Origin of the sequence: Fannyhessea vaginae DSM 15829, from assembly GCF_000159235.2 — a bacterium.
GTDB lineage: Bacteria > Actinomycetota > Coriobacteriia > Coriobacteriales > Atopobiaceae > Fannyhessea > Fannyhessea vaginae.
This window is the reverse complement of record NZ_ACGK02000002.1, coordinates 200372-225695: the sequence shown is the minus strand read 5'-3', so window position 1 is coordinate 225695 and position 25324 is coordinate 200372. Positions and strand designations below refer to the sequence as shown.

The following is a 25324-nucleotide window of genomic DNA, read 5'->3' as shown; positions in this document are numbered from 1 at the left end:
CATGGTACTCCTGTTTTATGTGTTGTAGGAATTGCGATTGATAAGGCTCGTACATGTGTAAACAAAAAATGGTCATGCTCAAAGCACTTAAATATAAATTCCTATTGAGTATCGTCATTCTTGTTGAAGGCACCCTCATAGCGCATACCTGCATTTCTATGTATCTTACTTACCATGCACAAGAAATTAAGTTTAATAATTATCTTGAGTATATTATTACCGAGGATAACCCTGATATTGAGCATTTTGGACAAGTACCCTATCACCATAGCGATATTGCCAGCTCATCTAACATGCTATCCATGGTGGTTAAGCTTGGTGATCAGGGAGAAATTAAACCAAGTGAACATCCCGAATATATTGGATCAGCGCCCATTAAAGAGGTATGCACGCAAATTATGGAAAGCTCTGAGGAGCGCGGAAAACTCACCGATTACCATGTGAGATGGCTTAAACGTGGTAATACCATTGCTTTTGTTGATACCTCGGCTTTTGACTTTTCATTTTCTCAAAGCATTATTATGGTTTCGTGTATTATAGCCGCTACCGTAGTAGTTATCACAGGTATTGCATGGGGCCTTTCTACCTGGGCAATTAAACCTGTCGAAGAGGCAATGCATCGACAACGTGTCTTTTTGGGAAATGTTTCGCATGAACTTAAAACACCGCTTTCGGTGATTATCGCTAATACCGATATTTTGCTCCACAGCTCGCGCTTAGAGGCGGAAGAGCGTAAATGGGTTCAAAATACTTCAGAAGAAGTGTTGCAGCTCAAACAGATGATTAACGATCTTTTGGAACTTGCACAAAGCGATGAGGCTGCTGCTGGTGCGCCCAATATTTTACATCCCGCGCGCTTTAATTTTTCTGACATGGTATATGAAGCTGCGCTTGAGTTTGATACCTTGGCGTTTGAACATGGGTGCACCATTCAAACTGATATTCCAAGAGATTTATATCTATTTGGCGACGAGGAAAAACTCAAACGACTTGTACACATCTTGCTGGATAATGCGTGTAAATACGCTGCCAAGTCTTCGGTCATTCAAATAGACCTTACAAAAACAAATAAAGCAGCAGGAAATGTTTTGCAACTGAGTTTTACCAATCAAGGTGAAGTTATCAGCAAAGAAGACCAGGCACATATTTTTGACCGTTTTTATCGAAGCGACAAAGCACGCTGTAAAACCAATAAAAAGGGTGGTTTTGGACTGGGACTCTCAATTGCACTTGGTTTGGTAAAGTCTCATAAGGGAACTATTAAAGTTGAAAGCTCAGCAGAAAAAGGCACCACGTTTACGGTAACGTTACCCACGCATTTATAAAGGGCGTCTGCGAGTGCTCAAGTGCGTATCATTTTGTTAGTCGCACGTCGTTCGCACAGCGGTTCTCAAAACTATCTTTATCCGCACACGTACAGTCATCTAAATATTGTACAGAACTGTCTTCCCAAATATATTCCAACCGATACAGCGTGCGAATTTCGGCGGTGCAAATGTGCACCATAACACAGCCGTAATCGAGTACCACCCACGAATTGGCGTGGATTCCTTCCACAGCTTTTGGAAGCTCATGCGCTTGTTTATGCACTCCATCTTCAACGTCTTGTAAGAGCGCGTGCAAATGAATACGATTACGCGCGGTTGCAACCACCATGTATGGACACAAACCACGCTCAGGCGGCAACGTAATAAGAGCTGTATGCTCGGCTTTTTTACTATGCAATATCTGAGCAACACATAAAGCAAGCGTTTTTTCACTAAAGTGCACCACAATACTACTTTCCAATATGAGCAAACGTACGAATATAGTGATTATAAAGCTGAATACTTGGCGGATAAAGATAACGCTGCGTTTTAAGAACGTACACAAGACCGCTGGTAAACGACTCAAAAAAGACGCGATCAAGAGGTTGTGTCCCAACAGATGCGCGAATAGCATCAAGCGTAGGATAGGGCTTCCTCAGCGGTTCAATTCCATCGGCAACAAAAACGATCATATCAAGTGCGCTCATGTTAGTCCGTGCAATTGTGTGATAACGAATCGCGTCGATAATATCATCTGATAGTTCAGGAAAGCGTTCGTGTAACTCACAAGCAGCAGTGAGACCATGTAAAAGATGACAGGTTTGCTCCAAAGGTGCGCCCATATCGATGTCGTAATGCTGTGCCTTTTCAATTTGATCAGGTGTACTTAAAATCTTATCCCAATCGTGCAAAAGTCCAGCAATATAGGCATGCGTTTGATTCTGCTGGTAAACTTTTGCCATGTACGCAGCAGTTTGAGCAACACTTTTACAATGCGCAAAACGCCGAGGGTTAACCTCACTCATGCGCGCGCTTAACGCCTGCGTAAGCAAGGTAATTGTGCGTTTGTCGTTTTGAGAAAATTGTGGCGTAAAACGTTCAAATGATGAAAGCGATTCAAAAGACGCCATTTTGCTCCTCTCACCGTGCCAATAGCTATTAAAATAGTAACTGTTTTACCACTTGTGAGAAAGGTATACGGTGATTTTGCGTCAAAACGCTACGATTATAGGACCCATAACCATAGAACGTATGTCATACGGAGCTGAAGCTATCGCGCATATGCCAGATGGCAAGTGCGTGTTTGTACGCGGAGCAGTAACAGGCGACGTATGCGAAGCTGCGATCACCGAGGAAGCCAAGCACTATCTACGCGCCGAGGTAACGCGAATTCTTACCGCATCACCTTATAGAGTAAAACCAGCGTATACATACGACGAACAAGCAGGTGGATGTCCGTGGGCAAACCTTGCATATGACGAACAGCTCAAAGCTAAAAAAGCAAATGTTGTGGATGCGCTTATACGCACGGCACATATAGAGGCCGATGAAGCACAAACGTTAGTAAGAGATGTAATTCCTTCTAAAAAACAATGGGGCTATCGCAATAAAATTGAGCTCAGTGCAAGTACAGAACATAATAACTTTTATTTGGGCATGTATGATCCTATTCAAAAGCGGCTTGTCCAAGTTTTAAGTTGTGCACTTGTTGATAAACGTTTTTCCAAACTGACCAAATCAATTACGGGCGCGCTGCAATTTATTGCACGCTCACAGGAGTTGGGCATCGAGCGCATTGCACTGAGAACTTCAGTTCGTACAAAAGACGTAGAACTGGCGCTTTGGACCACTCCTGGTGCTTTCCCACGTGGCTATGTGGTAAAAATTCTGAATTCTGCAGCACCAGAGCTCACTTCCATTGTACGTGTTCTAACCAAAGGATCGCGTCGCGCAAGGCGTGTGTGCGGTGTAGAAAAGTTGTACGGTAAAGGCTATTGGGAAGAACTTATTGCAGGTAGACGCATGCGGATTTCTGCTCCTTCGTTTTTTCAAGTTAATACGCACAATGCCGAAAAACTTATTGAGCGCGTTATGGATGATTTGAATGTACAACCAAACGAAACAGCACTTGACTTGTATTGCGGAGCAGGAACGTTTACGCTTCCACTTGCCCAGCGCGCGCGTGATGTTATAGGTGTTGAAGCGCAAGGCAGTTCTATTCAAGATTTGCGCAGGCATATTAAACTTTTTAATTTACATAACGTTCAGGCAATTGGCGGAGATGCTCTGCGCGAATATCCAAAAGCTCATGCCGATGTCATTGTGGTTGATCCACCGCGAGCTGGTTTGGAAGCGGGCGTTTGCGATAAATTGTCACAAAGTGGGGCGCGCGCAATTGCGTATGTTTCGTGCGATCCGCAAACACTTGCCCGCGATATACGTCGCTTTATTGATAAAGGCGCATATCTACCTGCAAAGATTACACCAGTTGATCTATTTCCGCAGAGCTGGCATATTGAAAACGTTTGCTTACTGCTACATACAGATTAAGGCACTGTCGCTCACTGCTCATTGCTCATTGCTGCTCATTTTGGTTGTGAGCTTGCATGTCTTTCACAATAAGGTCGCGAATGTAACCAGCCATGCCAGTGTGTTGCGCAACCCATGCATATATATCTTTATCTTTTGGATAAAACGATATTGTTACCTTTTTTACGTTGTGCTTAACGTAGTTATTATTTGCTCTTAGGCGTGCTTGAGTTGCCATGATGTTTCTCCCATTTCTTGATTATTATATACGCGATATATATACCAATCATACTGGCTATAACTTGGCGTATAAAACTAAGTAAAAACTCTATGTAATCCATTCTATCAACCCCTTAATCTGGTAAGATGGATTACAAGGCGCGCAGCACCACGCCTTGTAATCTTTTATTTATTTGTCGTTTTTGTCTTTCAAAAGCATATACAGGATAACCCCTGATAAATCGTCTGAAATTGCTTCTTTAAGAACATCAGCGGCAAAAGCAACAACCTCTGATTCGTTCAATTTAATCATTTTAGTTCATTTGTGGTTGTTGCTGTATATTATTGTATCCTTCGTTACATATTAGAGGTAGTTATAATTATTTCCATTGTAATCATGCTAAAAGCCATGTCTATCATGTAAGAAAGAGTATCTATTGTACTGATGGCTCAAATACACTCTGTACAGCGGAATTATTAAAAGGCGCACGGGTGTAACTTTGATAAGCGAGTCAAATTTTGTTATAATTTAAGCATAAAGAGGCTTCCCCACTGACCTATTCAGAGGGGTTTAGCCTTTTTATTATTTTCATCTCGCCTTTTGAGTTAATTATTCGGACTTCGCCATAACACCCATGCTGTTCCTTTTCAAAAGGGTGTTTGCGTGTATCTTTAGGCGTCGAAGTAAAATGTGGTATAGTTTTTGAAAAGAGCACCCCCCCCCGTGGCAACGCTGCGGCATGGGGCTCTTTTTTACAAGTAAATATGCTGTATAGCTTTATATCATGGAAAACATAATGTCATAACATCACTCAAATCAGATCGAGATGTCTCCTTGTTTCATTGAGATAGCTTAAAAATTAACATCTGTGCTTTTGATAAACAAAATTAGTTGGTGTATAGTGATTAGGGAATAGAGGTGGTATCTTAGGGAGTGGATCCCTTCGATGCTACCTTTATTTTTTTACCCAAATAATAAAACTGTTTAAGTCTTTTTATATGAACTATCAAAATATGACCTGTAATTATTGTGCTAGTTCTCTTTTTTAATGCGAGCTTGAGCTTTAAGGTTACCGCAAAAACCGCCACGCGGGCGGTCTAATGAATTTGAGGCTTGCAGATGACAATAAAGAACGGCTTCTTATTTTACTTTGCCTTCACGAAGCATTTTCCCAAGCTCTGTGATTACTGCAATAAAGTTATAGGCTTTCCCAGTCTTTTTCTCTATCGCAACAAGATTTGAGGAGGAGTCTTCAACCACTGGAGTGTGATAGGAAAACACATAATAGTCTTTATACTCACAACATTTATCAACTTTCCCTAAAAGGTCTTTTGCAATAGATAGAGCTTGCTCATAATCAACCATGATTACCTCCTAAAACTTAGAACGAATTCTCGGTTAAACGCTTACAAAAGATTAAATGTTAAAGCTTCATCTCTTTTAATTCGGTGCCTAACGTATCATGAAACATCGCTGCTGCAAAACTAAAATCGATAGACCCATCCTTTTTCCAAACAATAAAAGGCGAGGTGCAACCACCGATAACAGGTTCTTCATTTTCACAATCGTTGCCACTGTAAAAAACGAAAGCATTATCGTGTTCTACGCACAAATCAAATTCTTGAAAATTGCCCACGCTATCTTGTGCCTTTTTCTTGGCTTGCTCAAAAGAAATCATGATTCCCCTATCGTCCAAAATTATTTTTAGGAGAGGTAAATGTCTATATCATCGGTAAAGAAACGATCTGTTTTATATTGTACATCTACATTTTACGGTTAGCTTTTGCGCGTTTTATGCTTTAGTTAGCGTTATTATTTCTTCTTTCTTATATTATCAAGCGCCTTAACAATATAATGAGCAATAATATACCCTATAGCACTTGTGATAATCATATGAATTGCTTGTTCCATAATGAACCCCCTATAATCGAAACAAGACGCTCGTGCGCAATTGTATACAAGCGCCTATTCTTATTTCTGCCCATCTGCTTTTTATCCTTGAGCTTTGGGCTCTTTGATGTCAGCTGTATGAGTTCAATAATTAAAGCGCTATAATCAAGCTTACAAGTGCTTTACTGATTATTGCTCACAGCGTCTTCTTACTGCATATGACAAAACACATCGTTAGATTTTAGTACATGGATATATATTTTATTTCATTTTGATTCTAGAAAAAGTAATAATTTGCCTCACACCTCAACCTGTCGGAATTACCGATAGGTTGAGGTTGGTTTTATATAGGGTAAAATCGTACAAAAAAAGAGCGCCGTTTGGACGCTCTACCTGCGGTTATTCAATGGAGGCGAGACCCGGATTCGAACCGGGGATAAAGGCTTTGCAGGCCTCTGCCTTACCACTTGGCCATCTCGCCGATTGATGTATGCACGCACATACATCAGATATAAAAAAGACCGATAAAATCGGTCATTAAAATCAATGGAGCGGGCTACGGGGTTCGAACCCGCGACCTCAACCTTGGCAAGGTTGCGCGCTACCAACTGCGCTAAGCCCGCGAACGCAATAGATAATATACGCAAGACCGAACAAGAATGCAAGACTCATTTTTAAATTGATAGCAAATTTTTGATACTACACAAATAAACTCAGAACCTATAATTGCAAATTATCCCTTATTGACCTGCAGTAATAATCAAGAATATCAGCGAATAAACTTTCATTTAAGCGCGCGCAGCTGATATGAACTTCACAATATGAACACGTGTACCGCTGTGCCCCAAACGTTTACCTATAGATAAACCATCCACCAAAAGGCTCATCAAATGAATGCCGCGACCACGCATAGCTCCCTCATCAACTTTGGGAAGATCTTCCACACATGTGATCTCATAGCCTTCGCCACAATCGGTTATATCCACAATCGCACGATCGGAATACGCACTAATTCTCACCAGCGAACAAGAACCATCCGTATGATCAACAGCATTGCCCATAGCCTCCCCTATTGCAAGCATAAGGTCAAAAAGTTCGTCCGAGCTAAACGCAAGCTGGCTCAATTCTTCTTGAATGCGGCTGCGCGTGGTGCATAAATGCTTGGGATCTATTTGAATCACACGCTGCCACAAAGGCAAGGCATGCGGTTGAAACATGTCCTTTTGACAAAAGGCATCGCTATTTCTTAAGGGAATAAAATCAAGCATACGCGCACGACGTAAAATTGCCAACACCTGAGGCTGCACATTGATCATAGAAATAATCCCTTGATGTGCACGTATACGCCTCATCGTGCTCCACAACAGCCCCATACCCGACGAATCAATAAAAGATACGTCAGCAAGATTCAAAATCATACGCGGATATTCGCGATACAAAAATGAATCTATCAGCGCCGATGCAGATGCTACCGTGGTCACATCTAAATCGCCTTTAAGCGGAATAACTACTATGTTTGGAATCACATTCATATGGTTTTTATTCCCTTAAATGCTGACAATATACAAAAACAGCCACGTATACAAATCTTATTGCAGACGGCACTTAGTCTAGCAAACAATCGCGACACACTTTTACATGTACATCGTCAAATCTGAGACCAACAATTGCCACATCATCTTGAAGATGTTGAGAAGTAAACGCATCCAGACGATCAAGTAAGCGCTGCGGCAGTCCTTGAATACCTTGGCTTCGCTCACGCAGCAATGCGTCCATTAAGCCGTCCTCGCCAAAAAAACTCCCGTCTTGCGCGCGAGCCTCAGTTGTACCATCAGTGTAGAGCACAAGAATATCGCCCTCAAAAAGCTCTGTAGTGCCATCTGTATAGCTCATTTCGCTAAAAGCACCCACAGCACCGGACTGAACGTTAAGTTGCTCAATAGTACCCGTAGAAGCCCGTATAAGCATTGCAGGAGGATGACCAGCCGAACAATAGGTAATAACGCCTTTTTGCAAATCGATAATGCCTATAAACAATGTTGCAAAAGTTTCGACGCGAGAAAAGCTCAAAAGAAACCTGTTAAGCAATCGCACTTGCACTGCAGGCATAAGACCTTGCCACGCATAGGCGCGTAAAGCCGTTTTAACCGCAGCCGACACACTTGCCGCTTCAACACCTTTTCCCGAAACGTCGCCCATAATAACGCATGCGCGACACTTTGGTAGCCTAATCAGATCGTAAAAATCGCCTCCGATGGTAGCTGTCTGTGTTGCTGACGAATAAATACCCTGAGCGGTAATGCCTTCTACCTGCTGCAACTCATTGGTCATACCAGTTTGTAAAGCTTGAGCTATGTGTTGATCGCACGCGTGACGCTGATCATTGGTAGTAGTATCGTGAATATCGTGAGCCAAACGGGATAAAAAGTTAAGATCGGCAGAATCAAGGCGTGCACTATTTTCTTCACGAACAAAAATGCACATACAACGACTTGAACCCAAAAGCCCAAAATCAACCAATGCACCAGTACCTACAATAGCCTGATCTTTAAGCACAGCTCCAAGGCTATCTTGAGCACAAAACGTACTTATACTCACATGCTTGGGAATACCAAGCGCAGCCGAAAAACACGGGCAATCAAAACTAAAAGCGGGATAGTGAGGACTTTGCGCAAAAAATTCTGCTGCAGGCAAAGGCGTTTTACACGTCTTAGAAGCGCCAGAAAATAACGTAGGTTCACCCTGATGGTTTGCACTATGGACATACAAAGAGCAATAGCTTTTTTCATCACAGACAAATATCAGCTTTGTATCAATTGCTTTGGCTGCAAGATTTGCGTATTTCCAAACGTGTGATAAGCCTATTTCCTGCGCATGCAACATAGATTCACGAAGCTTGCTTGAAGTTGCAATCAAGCGATTTTCACGCTGTGCCTGAGCGGCAGTTATCGCGCCAATCAACTGTATCGATAAATAGCGTGCAATCCCATTAAGATAATCAAGATCACTCTTATCAAACGTATGCACAGCACTATAACCAACAAGCAAAAGCGCAATCACGCGCTCGCCATACCAAACGGGAACGCTTACAAATGAACTAAAGGGTGGGACATTACAGGCTTTTAAGCGCGTGATATCCCCCGTTTTGTCATCACGTAAAAATACAACATCAGGTGTAGTATCTTGTGAATAAGTATTTGTTGTGGGTGAAGCATTATGCTTATGTGTTAAAGGCTCAACAGCTGCCTCATCAGGCGACACAACCGTAAAGCATTGCGTTGATAGCTCATGTGGATTAAAACACAAGCAATCTTGCCTACACGCTACCTTGTCGGGAAAGTGATGAGGAATACCTGCGAGATCGATATTGCTCTGAGTACCTCGAAGATAAAAACCATCATGCGTATGAATGTAACAAAGCGTTGCCGTAGCATCCATGGTTTGCGTAAGAAGCTTAAGCACGCGCGCGCAAAGTGTGTCAATATCTTTTGCATCAAGTGTATCTAACACGATATCAAGCAGTCCTCGAGTGCGCTTTTGAGAGGTTTTAAGCTTATCTTGAAGCTCCTTATAGGAATCCTGCATATGTGATATATCTACATCTTGCATAGAGCCTCCATAGGACGTATGAAAGCATAACTTGCTTTGAGGCTTGAGGCGCATGAAGCAAGTTATTTGTAACATAAGCAATAGAAATACGCTCTTTAAGAAAAAAGGACTCTTTCGAGTCCTATCATTCAAAAATGGTGTCGGAGGCGGGACTTGAACCCGCACGACCTTTTAGTCAGTCACTAGCACCTCAAGCTAGCGCGTCTGCCAATTCCGCCACTCCGACGCTTGTTGCGCGAAATGTATACTACCATGCTCTGACTATGTAATGCAAGTGTCAATTCAATTTTTTTTTGAAATAACGCTCAATACCACAAATCATGCAAAACATTTAATTTCAGCCTTAAGTTGAATGCTAAGCAAAACACAGACATTGGTTAGCTTCAAAAGTTATGAGAACACCTAATTTCATCATGATGGAACTATCCCCCATACATTTACTTCAACTTACCTAGAAGCTCGTTCAAGATGTTGCTGATATGTCGTAAAGACACATAAAAGCGCAGGAGCAAGGTATAATACCGACATTATAAGTGTATGAATCATATCTGCATGGATACCAAAAACATGAAAAAGAAAACTCATAGCATAATAGCTCATTACAACGTAAGGAAGCTGTAAAAATAGAGCGAGCGTGAAACCCTTAATGTAACGGATAAAAGGATGAAGCGTTGAATCTAGCACACAATTACAAAGACTCATAACCGCAGCCATCATACAGAGTTGACAAATAAACACTGCTATAGAGCCACCTGTTGGCATAGTTATAGACATATACATCTGATCTGGGTAAACAAAGAAAGGCAGGAAAAGACATAATACCAGAAAGCTTCTTACAAAATCTTGTGCACACGTACGAATGCATTGAATTTGAAAGTTCATCGCAACCTCTTTAGTTTGCGTTAACGGTAAAACCCTCACCTGAAGCAGTGGTTACATCTAACGCCGTATTGATACTATGAACAGCTGTTACTCCACTATAATTTTTGCTTTTATTCATGTAAATTGACTTAGAATTATAGACAGTATGAGAAACCTGATCCTTATATGCAAGTCCCAATTGAGTACCCTCAAGACCCCATGCCATACAAGAAACTGTAATTGTCATATTCTTAGGTACGGGTCCAGATGTCACATATCCATTCAATCTACCACCAAAATTATAGTTAAAAGTTCCCGTATGCCACACTGTACCTGTTAACGAAACAGACGTACCAAATTGAGAGTCAGTTTCGTTAACATCGGCAGTTGTTCTATCAGCTCCGCTCACAACGTCATATAGAGGATTTAATAATTGATCTTTTATCAGATAAGTCTTAACAAATTCTGAATCTTCGTCGGCTAGAATATCGCCAACCTCATACGACTGAAAAATTCTCTTATATTCCGTAGATATATAACGATTATCCTGACCATATGCAACCGAGTAATAAGGAAAAGAGAACATCAAAATAGCGAAAAACAGTGAAAACAAACAACTCTTATTTCTCATGATACTCCAATCATCACAAAAAATTATGGGCGTGAGTTTTTACCTCATGAGAATTATAACACAATCAACATCTATTTAAAAGCACAACTAATTATTTTGGAAGTTGTGCAGCTAACTTAAAAAATACTCATGATTCGCTAATTTCAGACTTAAGTCGAACACTAAGTAAAACACAGGCATTGCTTGACTTCAAAAGTTATGAGAACATCCAAGAAGCCTAAAATTGCACTGAGAAAATGTAAAACGTTTTATTACTAAATCAAACAATTTAGATAAATTGATAAAAAACGTGCTACTAACTCGTGTAACCTCAAGTGTTCTACTGACTTGTATAAACAACCCTAGTATTGTAAGCGTGTATTAGGCCTTAGGAAAGTGATAGGTTGTGTTTGCAGGAATACTGCGGTTGATCCACGCATTTGCCGCAATTACGCTTCCACTACCGATTGTAGTTTGTCCACCTAAAATGGTAGCGTTCGCGTAAATTACTACGTTATCACCAATATTCGGGTGTCGTTTTCCACCTTTTACAGGATTTCCCTGTTCGTCCAACGAAAAGCTTTTTGCACCAAGCGTGACACCTTGGTAGAGCTTAACGTGTTCTCCTATTACGGTTGTTTCGCCTATAACAATGCCAGTTCCGTGATCAATGCAAAAATATGGACCAATTGTTGCTCCTGGATGAATATCAATACCTGTTTTTTGATGGGCGTATTCGCTCATAAGCCTAGGTATGAGCGGCACGTTAAGCTCGTAAAGTGTGTGAGCTGTACGATGAATGAGCAAAGCGTAAAAACCAGGGTACGCAAGTGCGACTTCTATTTTGCTTGTGCAAGCTGGATCTCCTTCATACATAGATTTAATATCCGTAAGAAGAAGTTTTTTAATATTTGGAAGTTGCTGCAGATACCTGTTGCAAGTTTCATGAATTTTTTCTTTGTCAGTTGTATAGATTGTAAGCTCGTGCAACAAAATTCTTTCCATGTTATATATTGCACTGTTTGTTATAGTATTTAGCAAACTATTTCTTGCGTTATGTGCTTCATGTTTGTTGCTATTAAGCAACGCGCTATCATCATTGCACACATGCAACTCAGGAAACAAAGCAACCCAAGTTGCATCTATAAGCGCAATAACATTACGGTAATTAGGTATGAATGTAGCTTGTCTTATGTCAGAATCATGAATTGAGTTGAGTTGATTTGTAAGGTCAAGATACTTATTCATACATTAATCTCCAGTATTTTCTTTTTTATTTTCTCGTTTCAATTATTATGTAGTGTCTGCATGTATTAGTTGATCAAAACTCGCGATTTTATAGTAATGTTCCTCAATAAAGTTAGTCTTCAAATAATGCAGTAGACAAGTATCGATCTCCTGAATCTGGCAGTATCGTAACAATGACTTTGCCGATGTTTTCTTCTCTTTTTGCTTCCTCAATCGCTGTCCAAACTGCAGCTCCAGAAGAAATGCCCACAAGAATGCCTTCCTTTTTGCATATAAGTTTGCCAGTTTCGATTGCATCTTCATTGGTTACCTGAGAAATACGATCGTAAATGTTTTGATTAAGCACTTCTGGCACAAACCCCGCGCCAATTCCTTGAATCTTGTGAGCTCCTGGCTTACCACCTGAGAGAACAGGAGAATCAGCTGGTTCTACTGCAATTATTTCAAGCTGCGGATTTTGCTCCTTTAAATAGGTACCAGTACCCGTGATTGTGCCTCCAGTTCCAACACCAGCAATGAGCATATCAACGTTTCCGTCAGTATCCTGCCAAATTTCTGGACCAGTTGTGTTGTAATGCGCGTGTACATTTGCTTGATTGGTAAATTGTCCTGGAGTCCATGCGTTTGGAGTACTGTCAACGATTTCCTTCGCCTTTGTAATTGCACCTTTCATGCCATCTGCAGCAGGAGTAAGCACAAGCTCAGAGCCGTAAGCTTTCATGAGATTTCGGCGTTCAATAGACATGCTTTCTGGCATCACAATAATACTTTTGTATCCCTTGGTTTGCGCAATCATTGAAAGACCAATACCCGTGTTTCCAGAAGTTGGCTCAACAATTACAGAGCCTGGTTTAAGCATGCCTGCGGCCTCTGCTTCTTCAATCATCTGCTTTGCGATGCGGTCTTTTACAGAGCCTGCTGGGTTTAAGTATTCAAGTTTCACGAGGATTTTTGCTGCTAGATTGTATTCTTTTTCGATGTGTGTGAGTTCAAGAAGTGGAGTGCGACCTACGAGTTCTTGAATGGACTTATAGATGGTAGACATAATATTTCCCCTTACGTATTGGTTTTATTTAATTGTTTTTAATTTTTAAAAGTAATTTTAGATAATAAAGTGATTACGTATTTGCGGGGTTCTAGTGTAAAAGCATTTAACACAAACTAGATGTTATCTATGCCTAGTACCCGCAAACAATACTTCTCTTATGAAATGCACCACAGTAACGTAACGTTAACAACATGTCATCATATTGGTATGATACATGCGCGCTCCTTTATCCGCCGAAATTGTAATAGGAGACGACTATAACGAATGGATTTGAGTTTGTCAAACTAACATAGTTGATTCTAAAACGTAGGAGAGCGCCTAAGAAACACACGTACTAATACAATAAAAGCGCACGTCTCGTAAAAAAACGTGCGCTTTAGAAACTTACAACTTAATGGAGTCCTCTTTTATAGGGTTCGTTTCTGCAAAATGGCATGCACAAAAATGACCCGGTGCAACTTCTTTCAGCTGAGGCATGGGCTCTTTGGCACAGATATCTTTTGCAATAGGACAGCGCGTATGAAAACGACAACCCGAAGGCGGATTAATTGGGGAAGGAGGATCTCCTGCCAAAATAATGCGCTTACGGTTGTGCTGAATATCTGGATCAGGAATAGGAACTGCACTCAACAAAGACTGCGTATAGGGATGATTAGGCTCGGCATATAAGCTTTTCCAATCTGAAAATTCCATCATGTTACCTAAGTACATAACGGCAATACGATCGGAAATGTGCTGAACAACCGATAAATCGTGCGCAATGAACAGATAGGCAGTTTTATACTCTTTTTGCAGATCACTCAACAGATTGAGAACCTGAGCTTGAATGGAAACGTCCAAAGCAGAAACAGGCTCGTCACAGATAATAAGCTTTGGCTTTAATGCAAACGCACGCGCAATACCAACACGCTGGCGTTGACCACCTGAAAACTCATGTGGGTAACGGTTAATATGCTCAGGATTAAGACCCACAACATCCAAAAGTTTACGAACATAATCTATACGTTCTTCGCGATCGGGCATAACGTTGTGAATCACCAAAGGCTCAGAAACAATTTCGCCAATAGTCAAACGAGGGTTTAAAGATGCATAAGGATCCTGGAATATATATTGCATATTACGACGCATATGCTTTAATTCCTTTTTATTCATCTTAACGATGTCTTTACCCTCAAACTCAACAACACCAGAAGAAGGCTGAATTAAACGCATAATACAACGACCCGTTGTAGACTTACCACAACCACTCTCGCCTACCAGTCCAAAGGTCTCGCCAGGATAAATATCAAACGAAATGTCATTTACCGCGTGTACATAGCGCTTCTTCATCTTGCCAAATAGAGCGCCACTTGATACAGGAAATAATTTTGACAAATGCTCAACATGTAAAAGAGGCTTACCAGTAAACTTATGCTCTGAGCTTACGTTAGACTCTATATCAGCCAGGGTTAAAGGCGTTGGGCTTTCTTGAGCGTCACTACCTTGCATGTGCTCTTTCATTACTTTTGGCCTCCCTTCCTAGTTCTTGAGTTTTCGGGCGTATGCGCCAAAATAAACTCGGGGTCATTTGCATAATGACAACGTGAATAATGTCCAGTTTCGGTAACAAACAGTTCTGGACGCTTTTGCTTGCATAAATCTGTTGCATACGGACAACGAGGTGCAAACGCACATCCTTTAGGAACATTGACCAACGAAGGTGGATTTCCTTCGATGGGCGTCAAAGGCTTTTTCTCGGTCATAACCGCATCTGGAATAGAGCGCGTTAAACCCCAGGTATACGGATGCATTGGATTGTAGAATATCTCGTCAGCTGTTCCAAACTCAACAGGAGAACCTGCGTACATAACCATAATCTTATCGGCAACGTCGGCAACAACACCTAAATCGTGCGTAATCATGATAATAGCGTTACCATTTTTCTTTTGCATTTTTTGCATAAGCTCAATAATTTGAGCCTGAATGGTTACGTCCAAAGCAGTTGTAGGCTCGTCAGCAATAAGAATATCTGGATCACAAGCAAGAGCCATAGCAATCATAACACGCTGACGCATACCACCTGAAAACTCATGCGGATACTCTTTAACGCGCTGCTCGGGATTTGGAATGCCTACTAAGCTTAAGAGCTCAATAGAGCGTTTAAGCGCGTCCTCTTTTGAATAACCCTTATGTAAGCGTAAACCTTCGCTCAGCTGGTGACCAATAGTATATACAGGATTCAAAGATGTCATTGGATCTTGGAAAATCATAGCAATGTCATTACCACGGATGTGTTCCATCTCTTGCTCACTCATCTTAAGCAAAGAGTGACCACGATAACGAACATCGCCACCTTCGATTTTTCCTGGAGGCATATCGATTAAACCCATAATTGTCATAGACGTAACCGATTTACCAGAACCAGATTCACCTACAACACCAAGTGTTTCTCCACGGTCAAGGGTATACGAAACGCCATTAACAGCCTTTACAATACCGTCTTTGGTATGGAAGTACATCTTTAAATTATCAACTTCCAAAAGGTGTGCACCTTCAGGTACAGGTTGATTCTTAAGATCTACCCACGCACCATCTTTCTTTTTTCTAAAAGCAAACAGCTTTGATACATCAAACATTTTCTTCGACCCCATGGCTTATGCATCCTTCATTTTTACATCAAGCGCATCGCGCAGACCGTCACCTAAAAGCGTGAAGGACAAAACTGTTGTAAGAATTGCAAGACCCGGCATAATCATAAGCCAAGGTTGTGTTGCAAGATAAATCTGACCATCTTGAATCATAATTCCCCAGGAAGGATCGGGAGGAATAACACCCATACCAAGATAGGAAAGAGCAGACTCGGTAAGAATTGCACCACCGATATTCATCGTAGAGTAAACGACGATAGATGCAACAGAGTTTGGAAAAATATGACGCATAATAATACGAGCGTCAGATGCTCCCATTGAACGGGCAGCATCAACAAAATCGGCTGATTTAACAGAGAGAATAGCCGACCTAAAGACACGCGCAATCGAAGGCCATCCAAGAATACCAATAGCAAGAAATACGTTTTGAATACCAGGCCCTATAACTGCTAACATGGCAATTACAAACAAAATATAGGGAAACGCGAGAAAAATATCGGCCAAGCGCATGATAAGCGTATCCCAAATACCACCATAGTAGGCAGAGAACGAACCCATGACCAAACCAATAACAGTCGAAATAAGAGTAGCCAGCACACCAACAGAGAGTGAAATACGCGCACCATAGATAACACGACACAACACGTCACGTCCGAGCGTATCGGTACCAAAAGGATGCTCAAGCGATGGTGGAAGTCTTGAACTCTGCGCCATTGTCGTAGAATCAATCTCGGTTGGGTTACCCAGTGTTTGAGGTACCCAAAGATCGGCAGTTAAGGCTACTAAAATCATAAATATAATCCAAATAATGGAAGCAATGGCAAGCTTGTTGCGGCTTAAACGTCCCCACGCATCGCCCCACATAGTTCTGGTTTTTGGTTTATCAATAGGATCAGAGCCCTCTTTAGGAGCATTTTCTTTTTGCTCCTCAGGAGTTTGAATGCCTATAGGCTTTAATTTTTTTGACTTATCAAACATATTTTTTAAACTCATCATACACACTCCCCTTATTCGCTCTTAGATGAACTGAATCTAATGCGAGGATCCAGGAAGGCATATGAAACATCAACAAGAAGATTGATGACCATAACCACCACAACAATTACGGTTACCGATCCTAAAACAGTAGGCCAATCGCGCTGTGTAATAGCACGATAGGTTTCAAAACCAACGCCAGGCCAGTTAAAAACGGTTTCGGTAAGAATAGCTCCTGCCATCATACCACCGAAATCCAAACCGATATAGGTAACGACAGGAATAAGCGCATTCTTAAGTGCATGATGCCAAATAACGTTTCGACGGGAAAGTCCTTTTGCACGAGCAGTTCTAATATAATCTTGGTTAAGAACTTCCAAAAGCTGCGAACGCATAATTCTTGCAACGTATGCAGTAGAAACAGAAGCAAGAGTAACAGCAGGAAGAATATAATACATCCAGTCATCAAAGTTAGAGCCAGGACCACCTACACCAGAGATTGGCAAATAGAAGAATCCATCAGTAAGATCTTTAAGGACAATACCAAAGAAGAGCTGAAGAAGCATACCAAGCCAAAATGCAGGCATGGCAACCAGTACCGAAGTTGCAAGCGTTACAAACATATCCCAAAACGAATATCGCTTAATTGCCGAAATCATACCAGCACCAATTCCCACAATTGCTTCAAGACAAATAGCAACTATGGAAAGGCTAATAGTATACGGATACTTAGCAAGAAGAATTTGTGTAACAGGTTGTCCGCTCCGCTGGAAAGAAACGCCCAAATCTCCCTGAAGCAAACCGCTTACAAACAAGGCATAGCGTTTCCATAAAGGAGTATCTATGGTATTGCCTTGTTCATCGAATATGGGAGCCCCATTATCATCGGTCTCGATAAAATGGAAGGTAGCTCTTAAATTAAGCTCTGTTACTGCGTCGAGTTTCTTCTCTCCCGCCATAAGCTTAACAGGATCTCCAGGAACCACATTTTCCATAACAAACAGGATAAGTGTTACACCTAAAAATACAGGTATAAACTGAAGAAGACGCTTCATTATGTACTTGATCATAAGTACGAATCCCCTTGTTTAGTTTGACAACAAACAAATAATTAGCTGCAAGCGCGCTATGAAAACCCTCTACCGCTCATATATACGCCCTAATGCATATAAAGCTAATTACATAGACTTTAAAAGTATAGCCTATTAGAAAAGATACAGTGAATTTTTAACACAATGTTAAAAGAGAAAACACAAGATACTCGTTTTTTGCACAATTCACCTCAAAATGCAATGTCAAACGCAAAGTACCTAGCTTACATCTATGAATCTTGTAAATTCTTGATATAGCAAGCGGGAGCAGACCATTTTGATGTCAGCTCCCGCACTACATACCTGCTAAGGTACTACACACGTATGACGTTGTAAGGACTTAAGCCTTTACTTCTGCGTCGACAAAGTTACCAATGCTTTGTGGATTGTAGAAGAATTGCTGAATCTTTGAAGAACCTACGTGATTGTGTGAGTAGTACAAAATAGGAATCAAAGGACAATCTTCTGCAACTTGAGCATTGATCTCGCGGTATTTAGCCTTACGAGCCTCTTCGTCTTTCTCAAGACGTGCAGCATTAATAGCTTTATCAACATCAGGATTGTTATATTTACCCATGTTGTTTTCTGCAGTTGAGAAGAAGCAAGGATAAATAAAGTTATCAAGCGTTGGATAGTCAGCAACCCAGCCCATACGACCAATTTGGTAATCACCATTTTGGCAAGCGCTTAAGTAAGCAGCCCACTCAAGAGTCTTTTGCTTAACTTCCAAGCCAATAGCCTTAAGGTCACCTTGAACAGCAGACATAAGGTCTTCGTGTCCACCACCAGAGTTATAGGTAAGGGTAATTTCGGTGCCTTTAAGTCCGTTATCGTCGATGAGCTTCTTAGCTGCATCAACATCATACTTGCAGTATTTCCAAGCGCTAAATGGATCGTTATCCAAAGCAACAGGAATGAAGCTAGTTGCAGGAGTACGAAGTCCTTCAAACAAGGTGTCAACAATGTTACGACGGTTAATTGCCATACAAATTGCACGACGAAGATTGACGTTTTTCATAACTGGATCGTTAAGGTTAAGCAAGAGATAGTAAACACCGAGCGTTGGACCAGTAAGAACTTGCTTATCAGGAGTTACTGTGTCACCATCTGCAGATTGACCATATTTGTCGATATTCTCTTTAAGACGTCCTGTAGGAACAGCACAAAAGTCCATGTTGCCTGCTTCAAACTCACGATAAGCAGTGTTGGGGTCTTTTTGAATCGAGAATACGATGGAATCAAGATTAGCCTTCTTGGAACCATAGTAGTTGTCATAACGCTTAAGAACGATCTTTTGACCGCTTTCCCATTTACCATCCATCTGGTAAGGACCATTACCAATAGGAGCAAGCAAGAAGTCATCAGGTGAGTCAACAGCTGCCTGAGGAACAGGAACCAAAGCAATACATGCTGCTACATAGGGGAAGTCGTACATAGGAGCAGTAAGCTTAACTTCAAAAGTATTCTCATCTGGGCAAGAAAGACCAGAAATAGAATCTGCTTTTCCACTGTGGAATTCTTCATAACCAGCAATTGGTGAAAGGTGGAATGAGATTTGAGAAGGAGTTTTCATCTTAGGAGATGCAATACGCTCCCAACCACGTTTAAATGATTGTGAATCAACTTTATCACCGTTGTGGAATGTTGCACCTTGAACAAGATGGAAGGTATAGGTTAAACCATCATCAGATATATCCCAAGACTCTGCAGCTAAAGGAACAACCTTGTGAGTTTTCCAGTCAAATGTAGTTAAAGGATCGAACAAGTTGTGCTCAACTTGGCTACCTTCTGATTCTTGAGTGTTATACGGGTCAATTGCAACAGGCTCATTAATGTAGAATTTAAGAGTACCACCCTTACTTCCTCCACTTTTGTCACCTGAAGCAGATCCACCTTTTTTTCCGCATCCTGCAAGCGCAGTTAATGCAGCTGCAGCGATACTGCCGCCAATGAAGCTACGACGCCCCATCATAAGCTTCTCATTCGCCATGATGCCTCCAATACTCATAGTCCAAACGTTATACGCACGCTTGAATACACGAACGGGATAACGAACTTTCCTTGCGTATTATTTTGCCCCGTTATGCATACGTATGCAAACTCTTTCTATAAATGTTAACAATTATGAAATACTTGAGGCTAATTTTTCCAATAGACATAGTGGCGTATCATTTGTTTTTTGATTTGTAAGTATTTTTCTCTTATGTGCTGCATTGCAATGCATGTTTTGTCCAAATACCAGCATATTCTTGTATCTTGGCACTATAGATGCGGCTATACTCATTATTTGCAGAGATCATTTATACTACTATCGATTAAAACAGCTACAACCATGGAGATTTACATGCAAAAAGATGGCTTATTAAAAGATGTACATGCAAAGATTTTGCGTGATATACGCCCTTATCAGTCTGAACGTCTTGCACGTTTTAATGCAAAGCTTGTGCCTCATACTAACCCGCAGACCATTTTAGGAATACGCACTCCCCTTTTACGTACATATGCAAATAAGGTAAACAAGAAACTCCGCGGTGAATTTTTACAGGCACTTCCGCATCCTTATCTTGAAATGAATATGCTGCATATGATTATGCTAAATAATGAAACACATTTTGAAACGTGGACAGATAGAATGGGGTTGTTTATCCCCTTTTGCACTAACTGGATGGTAACAGATTGCACTGCGCCAAAAATGCTTAAGATAAACTCTTGGAATTATGCAAAACAAGCACTAGAGTGGCTGCAAAAAGATGATCCATGGGGTAAGCGTATTGCTCTTGTTTTGCTTATAAAACTTGTTGGCTGCTCTAAGCTGACGCAACATGAAAAGTTGGCTAGCTTAGATATCATTGCACACTTACCCCACGATATGCCCTATTACGTGCAAATGGGCGCGGCGTGGTATATACAAACGCTTTATAAGAAAGATCCCAGCTCTATAAGTAACTATCTAGCAACTAATACACATCTTGACACACGTATTAAAAAGCGAAGCATGCAAAAAATCCGAGAAGGAAAGCAGATCATCACAGGCGAAGATATACGTAAAAGCGTTTAAGAAAGAGCTCGTTTAAGAAAGAGTTCCTCTGGAAAAAAGTTAGGTTGAAAGGAACTAAAATACCTAAAGCCACATAAATGTTTCTTTGAGAAAACCTCATGCACGACATAAACAAAAACGCACGATTGCTCGTGCGTATTCATAAATTTGTAATCTAGATTCCAAAGTAGGCTGAAAAAATATGAGCTTAGATGACACCCAAAGGAAATGTTAAGGCCATGACACAAATGCATAGACCAAAGATAAGCGCCATGATAATGGTAAGACGGTCAAGGTTTTTCTCCCAAACGCCCGAACCAGCAGTTGAGTTATACATCGAAGAAGCAATCATGTCGGAAACGCCTGTTCCTTTTCCTGAGTGCATTAAAATAAGAATAACGGTAAAGAAACCAGAAAGTGCAAGCACAACCAGAAGAGCAAAATTAAGTGGACTCACGAATACTCCTTTTCATCGCATACAGCAGACGCACATCATGCGCATGTGTTACGCGAACACACAATAAAACACATGTATGATATCACAAACTTAAGATATAAACGAAAGCTAGACAAAATTGGTAGAAAAGATGGAGCACCAAAATTGAAAAAGAATATCGGTTACGTTAAAAATAGAACAATACAAACAACTCAAAAAAAGAAGCAGATATCCACTGATACCTGCTTCTTAAAACGTATTAAAACAGCGCTTCTACACAAACATGCATAAAAGTGTCTTATTTACATACTATTTTGCAGCTTTAACCATAGCGGCAAAAGAATCAGCCTTAAGAGAAGCGCCACCAACTAATGCACCATCGACATCAGGCTCTTGAAGGAAGCCCTTGATATTTTCAGGCTTTGCAGATCCGCCATAAAGAATGCGAATGCCGCAAGCAAGCTCTTCGCCAAAGATCTCTTTAAGGGTAGAACGAATAGCCGAGCAAACCTCTTGTGCATCGGCAGCAGTAGCAGTTTTGCCTGTACCAATAGCCCAAATTGGCTCATATGCAACTACATATTGCGATGGATCAGTAAGCTTTAAACCTTTGGTGTCTGCTTTAATTTGCTCAACAACAAACTCAACATGCTTACCAGCTTCACGAACCTCAAGGCTTTCACCGCAGCAAGAAATTGGAACAATATGATGAGCAAGCAAAGCTTGAGCCTTCTTGTTTATATCCTCATCGGTTTCTCCAAAATAGCCACGACGCTCGGAGTGTCCAATAATGCAGTAGGTTGCTCCAACACTTGTAAGCATAGAAGGAGCAGTTTCACCAGTATATGCGCCTGATTCTTCCCAATAGACATTTTGAGCACCAAGAGCAATTTGAGCCGAGCTTTGTTTAAGAACATCGGCAACATTTTTAAGGTCAACAGTTGGAGGGCAAACAACAACATCGACCGAACCAGTTCCGTCTTGCAATTCATCAACTAAGCCAGATGCAAGTTCTGTAGCTTCGTTGACATTTTTATTCATTTTCCAGTTGCCTGCGATCATTACATTACGCATCTAAAAGCGCCTCCACTCCTGGAAGTGCCTTGCCTTCAACAAGCTCCATAGATGCTCCACCACCAGTAGAGATCCAGCTCATCTTATCTGCAAGACCAAACTTATTGATAGCTGCAACAGAGTCTCCACCGCCAATAATTGAGGTGCAAGAAGAATCTGCAATAGCTTTTGCAACAACTTCGGTACCGTGTGCAAATTGATCCATTTCGAATACACCCATAGGACCATTCCAAAATACGGTAGCAGCACCAGAAACAGCATCTGCATAGAGTTTCTCGGTTTTAGGACCAATATCCATGCCCATACGGTCACTAGGAATTGCGTTAGAAGCAACAGCTTCTCCTACAGCGTCTTCACCAAAGTGATCGGTAACAATGTTGTCAACAGGAAGCAAAATCTTAACGCCTTTTTCCTGTGCTTTCTTGAGCATTTCACCTGCGCGTTCAACCCAATCGGGCTCTTGAAGCGACGTACCAACTTGATAACCTTGGGCAAGGAAGAATGTGTATGCCATACCTCCGCCGATGATAAGTGTGTCGCACGAATCAATTAAGTGGTCAAGAACGCCAATTTTGCTTGAAACTTTAGAACCACCAACAATAGCAACAAATGGACGCTTAGGCTCAGAGAAAATAGAAGTAAGTGTATCGACTTCTTTTTCGAGCAAAAAGCCTGCAACAGCAGGAATATATGCAGCAGGTCCTACGACAGATCCTTGTGCACGGTGAGCAGTACCAAAGGCATCGAGTACAAAAATGTCACCATATGATGCAAGCTTCTTTGCAACTTCGGGGTCATTTTTCTTTTCGGCCTTTAAGAAGCGAACGTTCTCAAGCAACAAAATGTCACCTGGTTTTACTGCTTCAACAGCAGCTTTTGCCTCTTCGCCATAGGTATCAGCAACAAAAGATACTTTATAGCCGCTCAATTCCTCAAGTTTTTTAGCAACAGGAGCCAAAGAAAGAGCTTCTTCGTAACCAGTACCCGAAGGGCGACCCAAGTGGCTCATAAGTACAATACCTGCACCATGTTCTTTAAGGTACTTAATAGTAGGAATAGCTTTTTGAATACGGGTAATATCGCCTACGACACCGTCTTTTACCGGTACGTTAAAGTCGACACGCATAAGAACGCGTTTGCCATTAACGTCTATGTCGCGAACGGTCTTTTTTGTAAAGGCCATAGTAAGACTCCTTTTAACTTTTAGACGCACCGTTGATACACGAATATGCGTCTTGTGTGTATGGAATACACAATTTCAATAAAAAGGCACGGTCGCGGCTATGTTTAGCTGCTACCGCGCCTTGTGGCTTCGCAAACTAGTAAAGCTGATTAAGCAACAAATTTCTCGAAGTACTTAATAGTACGTACCATTTGTGAAGTGTAAGAGTTCTCGTTGTCGTACCAAGAAACAACCTCTACCTGATAAAGACCATTGCCAAGATCTTGAACCATGGTTTGAGTTGCATCAAACAAAGAACCATAAGTCATACCGATAATGTCGGAAGAAACGATAGGATCTTCGTTGTAACCAAAGGTCTCAGGATCGCTTGCAGCCTTCATAGCAGCGTTGATAGAGTCAACGGTGATCTCTTTGTCGCTCTTAACTACTGCAAAGAGAAGTGTGGTTGAACCAGTTGGTACAGGAACACGCTGAGCAGAACCAATGAGTTTACCGTTGAGTTCAGGAATTACCAAACCAATTGCCTTAGCAGCACCAGTTGAGTTAGGAACAATGTTGATAGCTGCTGCACGAGCACGACGGAGATCGCCTTTACGGTGAGGACCATCCAAAACCATTTGGTCACCAGTAAATGCGTGAATGGTGCTCATGATACCGCTTTGGATAGGAGCAAAGTCGTTAAGAGCTTTAGCCATAGGAGCAAGGCAGTTAGTGGTGCAGGAAGCAGCAGAAATGATGTTGTCGTCCTTGGTAAGAATTTCGTGGTTTACATTGTAAACAATGGTAGGAAGATCTTTACCTGCAGGAGCAGAAATAACAACCTTCTTAGCACCTGCATCAATGTGAGCTTGAGCCTTAGCCTTTGAAGTGTAAAAACCAGTGCACTCAAGTACAACGTCTACATTAAGCTCGCCCCAAGGAAGATTGTGAGCATCTGCTTCTTTGTAAATCTTAATGGTTTTACCATCGACAGTAATAGAGTCTTCACCAGCAACAACAGAGTGATTACGTGCGTAGTTGCCTTGTGAAGAGTCATACTTGAGGAGGTTAGCGAGCATCTTTGGATCGGTTAAATCGTTAATTGCAACGATTTCTGAACCTTCGTGACCGAACATTTGACGGAAGGCCAAACGACCAATACGACCAAAGCCGTTGATAGCAACCTTAACTGCCATGCTTTCTCCTTTCGCAAGGTTTGCAGGAAGCCTATCTTCCTTCACGAACCTTTTGCATTAATACACAACTAAATAAAACATATATAGTGTAGCTAAACATGTAGCTAAAAAGTGGCAAAGCACTCTTAAGACATAAACAATGAATTTTTAACCAAGTTGAATATGAATTGATATACAATTTTGTAAACGGTTGAAAAGTTCATGTGAACGTCTTCACAACATGTAGTTTACAACGTTTTGTTATCATTTGGAAACAAAAATTAAAAGTTTTTTATTTAGCACAAATCTTATACGAACTCACTTATATTTTCTTGCTTGTTAGACATCTATATGAGTAATAGATAAGGCGATTAACAGCCAAGATGCCAATAAGACAACCTCTATACAAAAAAGAGGCTGAAAAA

Annotated in this window: 24 protein-coding genes and 3 tRNA genes; 3 read left to right on the top strand and 24 right to left on the bottom strand. The window is 41.2% G+C overall.

The features are described from left to right. Positions 1–53: 53 nt before the first annotated feature. Positions 54–1325, top strand: a complete 1272-nt coding sequence (locus HMPREF0091_RS05090; RefSeq protein ID WP_006303235.1) for a sensor histidine kinase — start codon at positions 54–56, stop codon at positions 1323–1325. A 28-nt stretch (positions 1326–1353) separates the two neighbouring features. On the opposite strand, the gene rsfS is transcribed toward HMPREF0091_RS05090, so the two are convergent. Together rsfS and yqeK are read right to left on the bottom strand one after the other, a co-directional pair. After that, positions 1354–1773, bottom strand: coding sequence for a ribosome silencing factor (gene rsfS, locus HMPREF0091_RS05085; RefSeq protein ID WP_160149232.1), 420 nt, complete (start codon positions 1771–1773; stop codon positions 1354–1356). A 4-nt stretch (positions 1774–1777) separates the two neighbouring features. Next, positions 1778–2437, bottom strand: a complete 660-nt coding sequence (gene yqeK / locus HMPREF0091_RS05080) for a bis(5'-nucleosyl)-tetraphosphatase (symmetrical) YqeK (protein ID WP_006303233.1) — start codon at positions 2435–2437, stop codon at positions 1778–1780. 70 nt (positions 2438–2507) lie between these two features. Between yqeK and rlmD the strand changes: the two genes are divergently transcribed. Next, complete coding sequence (gene rlmD, locus HMPREF0091_RS05075) at positions 2508–3857, top strand: 23S rRNA (uracil(1939)-C(5))-methyltransferase RlmD (RefSeq protein ID WP_006303232.1); 1350 nt, start codon at positions 2508–2510, stop codon at positions 3855–3857. A 25-nt stretch (positions 3858–3882) separates the two neighbouring features. On the opposite strand, the gene HMPREF0091_RS05070 is transcribed toward rlmD, so the two are convergent. From HMPREF0091_RS05070 to HMPREF0091_RS04990, 18 genes are all read right to left on the bottom strand, one after another. After that, the gene (locus HMPREF0091_RS05070; protein ID WP_006303231.1) at positions 3883–4074 is read right to left on the bottom strand and encodes a hypothetical protein; all 192 of its coding nucleotides are present in this window, start codon (positions 4072–4074) and stop codon (positions 3883–3885) included. Positions 4075–4245: 171 nt separating this feature from the next. Beyond that, positions 4246–4368, bottom strand: coding sequence for a hypothetical protein (locus HMPREF0091_RS06305; RefSeq protein ID WP_006303230.1), 123 nt, complete (start codon positions 4366–4368; stop codon positions 4246–4248). Positions 4369–5196: 828 nt separating this feature from the next. Then, the gene (locus HMPREF0091_RS05065; protein WP_006303228.1) at positions 5197–5421 is read right to left on the bottom strand and encodes a hypothetical protein; all 225 of its coding nucleotides are present in this window, start codon (positions 5419–5421) and stop codon (positions 5197–5199) included. A 58-nt stretch (positions 5422–5479) separates the two neighbouring features. Beyond that, entirely contained in the window at positions 5480–5734 is a 255-nt protein-coding gene (locus tag HMPREF0091_RS05060) for a hypothetical protein (protein ID WP_006303227.1), read from the bottom strand. Between the two features lie 619 nt (positions 5735–6353). Beyond that, positions 6354–6427, bottom strand: a tRNA-Cys gene (locus HMPREF0091_RS05055). Between the two features lie 66 nt (positions 6428–6493). Next, positions 6494–6569: transfer RNA gene (locus tag HMPREF0091_RS05050), tRNA-Gly, on the bottom strand. A gap of 165 nt (positions 6570–6734) precedes the next feature. Continuing rightward, positions 6735–7478, bottom strand: coding sequence for an anti-sigma factor antagonist (locus tag HMPREF0091_RS05045; protein WP_006303226.1), 744 nt, complete (start codon positions 7476–7478; stop codon positions 6735–6737). Positions 7479–7551: 73 nt separating this feature from the next. Next, positions 7552–9555, bottom strand: coding sequence for a GAF domain-containing SpoIIE family protein phosphatase (locus HMPREF0091_RS05040; RefSeq protein ID WP_006303225.1), 2004 nt, complete (start codon positions 9553–9555; stop codon positions 7552–7554). A gap of 135 nt (positions 9556–9690) precedes the next feature. Beyond that, positions 9691–9781: transfer RNA gene (locus HMPREF0091_RS05035), tRNA-Leu, on the bottom strand. Positions 9782–10002: 221 nt separating this feature from the next. Continuing rightward, positions 10003–10437 carry a hypothetical protein gene (locus HMPREF0091_RS05030; protein ID WP_006303224.1) on the bottom strand — a complete coding sequence of 145 codons (435 nt, stop codon included), beginning with the start codon at positions 10435–10437 and terminating at the stop codon, positions 10003–10005. 10 nt (positions 10438–10447) lie between these two features. Then, on the bottom strand, positions 10448–11047 hold the full coding sequence (locus HMPREF0091_RS05025) for a hypothetical protein (protein WP_006303223.1): 600 nt from the start codon (positions 11045–11047) through the stop codon (positions 10448–10450). Between the two features lie 360 nt (positions 11048–11407). Beyond that, complete coding sequence (epsC, locus tag HMPREF0091_RS05020; RefSeq protein ID WP_006303222.1) at positions 11408–12274, bottom strand: serine O-acetyltransferase EpsC; 867 nt, start codon at positions 12272–12274, stop codon at positions 11408–11410. A gap of 112 nt (positions 12275–12386) precedes the next feature. Then, complete coding sequence (cysK, locus tag HMPREF0091_RS05015) at positions 12387–13319, bottom strand: cysteine synthase A (protein WP_006303221.1); 933 nt, start codon at positions 13317–13319, stop codon at positions 12387–12389. Between the two features lie 387 nt (positions 13320–13706). After that, positions 13707–14822: an ABC transporter ATP-binding protein gene (locus tag HMPREF0091_RS05010; protein WP_006303220.1), complete on the bottom strand. Its 1116-nt coding sequence runs from the start codon at positions 14820–14822 to the stop codon at positions 13707–13709. Further along, positions 14822–15952, bottom strand: a complete 1131-nt coding sequence (locus HMPREF0091_RS05005) for an ABC transporter ATP-binding protein (RefSeq protein WP_006303219.1) — start codon at positions 15950–15952, stop codon at positions 14822–14824. The genes HMPREF0091_RS05010 and HMPREF0091_RS05005 overlap by 1 nt, the downstream gene beginning before the upstream one ends. 3 nt (positions 15953–15955) lie before the next feature. Then, positions 15956–16945 carry an ABC transporter permease gene (locus tag HMPREF0091_RS05000; protein WP_006303218.1) on the bottom strand — a complete coding sequence of 330 codons (990 nt, stop codon included), beginning with the start codon at positions 16943–16945 and terminating at the stop codon, positions 15956–15958. Positions 16946–16956: 11 nt separating this feature from the next. Next, positions 16957–17994, bottom strand: coding sequence for an ABC transporter permease (locus HMPREF0091_RS04995; RefSeq protein WP_006303217.1), 1038 nt, complete (start codon positions 17992–17994; stop codon positions 16957–16959). A 361-nt stretch (positions 17995–18355) separates the two neighbouring features. After that, positions 18356–20005 carry a peptide ABC transporter substrate-binding protein gene (locus tag HMPREF0091_RS04990; RefSeq protein WP_029575194.1) on the bottom strand — a complete coding sequence of 550 codons (1650 nt, stop codon included), beginning with the start codon at positions 20003–20005 and terminating at the stop codon, positions 18356–18358. Between the two features lie 354 nt (positions 20006–20359). Here HMPREF0091_RS04990 and HMPREF0091_RS04985 point away from each other — a divergent pair, with 354 nt between their 5' ends. Then, a complete protein-coding gene (locus tag HMPREF0091_RS04985) occupies positions 20360–21073 on the top strand; it encodes a DNA alkylation repair protein (protein WP_010242144.1) in 714 nt (237 codons plus the stop codon). Positions 21074–21260: 187 nt separating this feature from the next. Here HMPREF0091_RS04985 and secG read toward each other — a convergent pair whose 3' ends face one another. The 4 genes from secG to gap form a co-directional block, all read right to left on the bottom strand. Continuing rightward, positions 21261–21509 (bottom strand): preprotein translocase subunit SecG, encoded by a 249-nt coding sequence (gene secG, locus HMPREF0091_RS04980; RefSeq protein WP_006303213.1) that lies wholly within the window; start codon positions 21507–21509, stop codon positions 21261–21263. 288 nt (positions 21510–21797) lie between these two features. After that, the gene (tpiA, locus tag HMPREF0091_RS04975) at positions 21798–22562 is read right to left on the bottom strand and encodes a triose-phosphate isomerase (protein WP_006303211.1); all 765 of its coding nucleotides are present in this window, start codon (positions 22560–22562) and stop codon (positions 21798–21800) included. Next, a complete protein-coding gene (locus tag HMPREF0091_RS04970) occupies positions 22555–23745 on the bottom strand; it encodes a phosphoglycerate kinase (protein ID WP_006303210.1) in 1191 nt (396 codons plus the stop codon). Before HMPREF0091_RS04970 ends, tpiA begins: the two co-directional genes overlap by 8 nt. Before the next feature lie 149 nt (positions 23746–23894). Further along, positions 23895–24920 carry a type I glyceraldehyde-3-phosphate dehydrogenase gene (gap, locus tag HMPREF0091_RS04965; RefSeq protein WP_010242139.1) on the bottom strand — a complete coding sequence of 342 codons (1026 nt, stop codon included), beginning with the start codon at positions 24918–24920 and terminating at the stop codon, positions 23895–23897. Positions 24921–25324 lie beyond the last annotated feature (404 nt).

Bases quoted from the DNA above. Each gene is read 5' to 3' on its own strand.
- HMPREF0091_RS04985 (WP_010242144.1), top strand. From the start codon at position 20,360: ATGCAAAAAGATGGCTTATTAAAAGATGTACATGCAAAGATTTTGCGT.
- yqeK (WP_006303233.1), bottom strand. From the start codon at position 2,437: ATGGCGTCTTTTGAATCGCTTTCATCATTTGAACGTTTTACGCCACAA.
- HMPREF0091_RS04970 (WP_006303210.1), bottom strand. From the start codon at position 23,745: ATGGCCTTTACAAAAAAGACCGTTCGCGACATAGACGTTAATGGCAAA.
- epsC (WP_006303222.1), bottom strand. From the start codon at position 12,274: ATGAATAAGTATCTTGACCTTACAAATCAACTCAACTCAATTCATGAT.
- gap (WP_010242139.1), bottom strand. From the start codon at position 24,920: ATGGCAGTTAAGGTTGCTATCAACGGCTTTGGTCGTATTGGTCGTTTG.
- HMPREF0091_RS05000 (WP_006303218.1), bottom strand. From the start codon at position 16,945: ATGATGAGTTTAAAAAATATGTTTGATAAGTCAAAAAAATTAAAGCCT.
- HMPREF0091_RS06305 (WP_006303230.1), bottom strand. From the start codon at position 4,368: ATGATTAAATTGAACGAATCAGAGGTTGTTGCTTTTGCCGCTGATGTT.
- HMPREF0091_RS05010 (WP_006303220.1), bottom strand. From the start codon at position 14,822: ATGAAAGAGCACATGCAAGGTAGTGACGCTCAAGAAAGCCCAACGCCT.
- HMPREF0091_RS05060 (WP_006303227.1), bottom strand. From the start codon at position 5,734: ATGATTTCTTTTGAGCAAGCCAAGAAAAAGGCACAAGATAGCGTGGGC.
- HMPREF0091_RS05090 (WP_006303235.1), top strand. From the start codon at position 54: ATGTGTAAACAAAAAATGGTCATGCTCAAAGCACTTAAATATAAATTC.
- HMPREF0091_RS04995 (WP_006303217.1), bottom strand. From the start codon at position 17,994: ATGATCAAGTACATAATGAAGCGTCTTCTTCAGTTTATACCTGTATTT.
- HMPREF0091_RS05005 (WP_006303219.1), bottom strand. From the start codon at position 15,952: ATGGGGTCGAAGAAAATGTTTGATGTATCAAAGCTGTTTGCTTTTAGA.
- HMPREF0091_RS05040 (WP_006303225.1), bottom strand. From the start codon at position 9,555: ATGCAAGATGTAGATATATCACATATGCAGGATTCCTATAAGGAGCTT.
- HMPREF0091_RS04990 (WP_029575194.1), bottom strand. From the start codon at position 20,005: ATGGCGAATGAGAAGCTTATGATGGGGCGTCGTAGCTTCATTGGCGGC.
- cysK (WP_006303221.1), bottom strand. From the start codon at position 13,319: ATGTCTACCATCTATAAGTCCATTCAAGAACTCGTAGGTCGCACTCCA.
- HMPREF0091_RS05065 (WP_006303228.1), bottom strand. From the start codon at position 5,421: ATGGTTGATTATGAGCAAGCTCTATCTATTGCAAAAGACCTTTTAGGG.
- HMPREF0091_RS05070 (WP_006303231.1), bottom strand. From the start codon at position 4,074: ATGGCAACTCAAGCACGCCTAAGAGCAAATAATAACTACGTTAAGCAC.
- HMPREF0091_RS05045 (WP_006303226.1), bottom strand. From the start codon at position 7,478: ATGAATGTGATTCCAAACATAGTAGTTATTCCGCTTAAAGGCGATTTA.
- tpiA (WP_006303211.1), bottom strand. From the start codon at position 22,562: ATGCGTAATGTAATGATCGCAGGCAACTGGAAAATGAATAAAAATGTC.
- HMPREF0091_RS05030 (WP_006303224.1), bottom strand. From the start codon at position 10,437: ATGAACTTTCAAATTCAATGCATTCGTACGTGTGCACAAGATTTTGTA.
- HMPREF0091_RS05025 (WP_006303223.1), bottom strand. From the start codon at position 11,047: ATGAGAAATAAGAGTTGTTTGTTTTCACTGTTTTTCGCTATTTTGATG.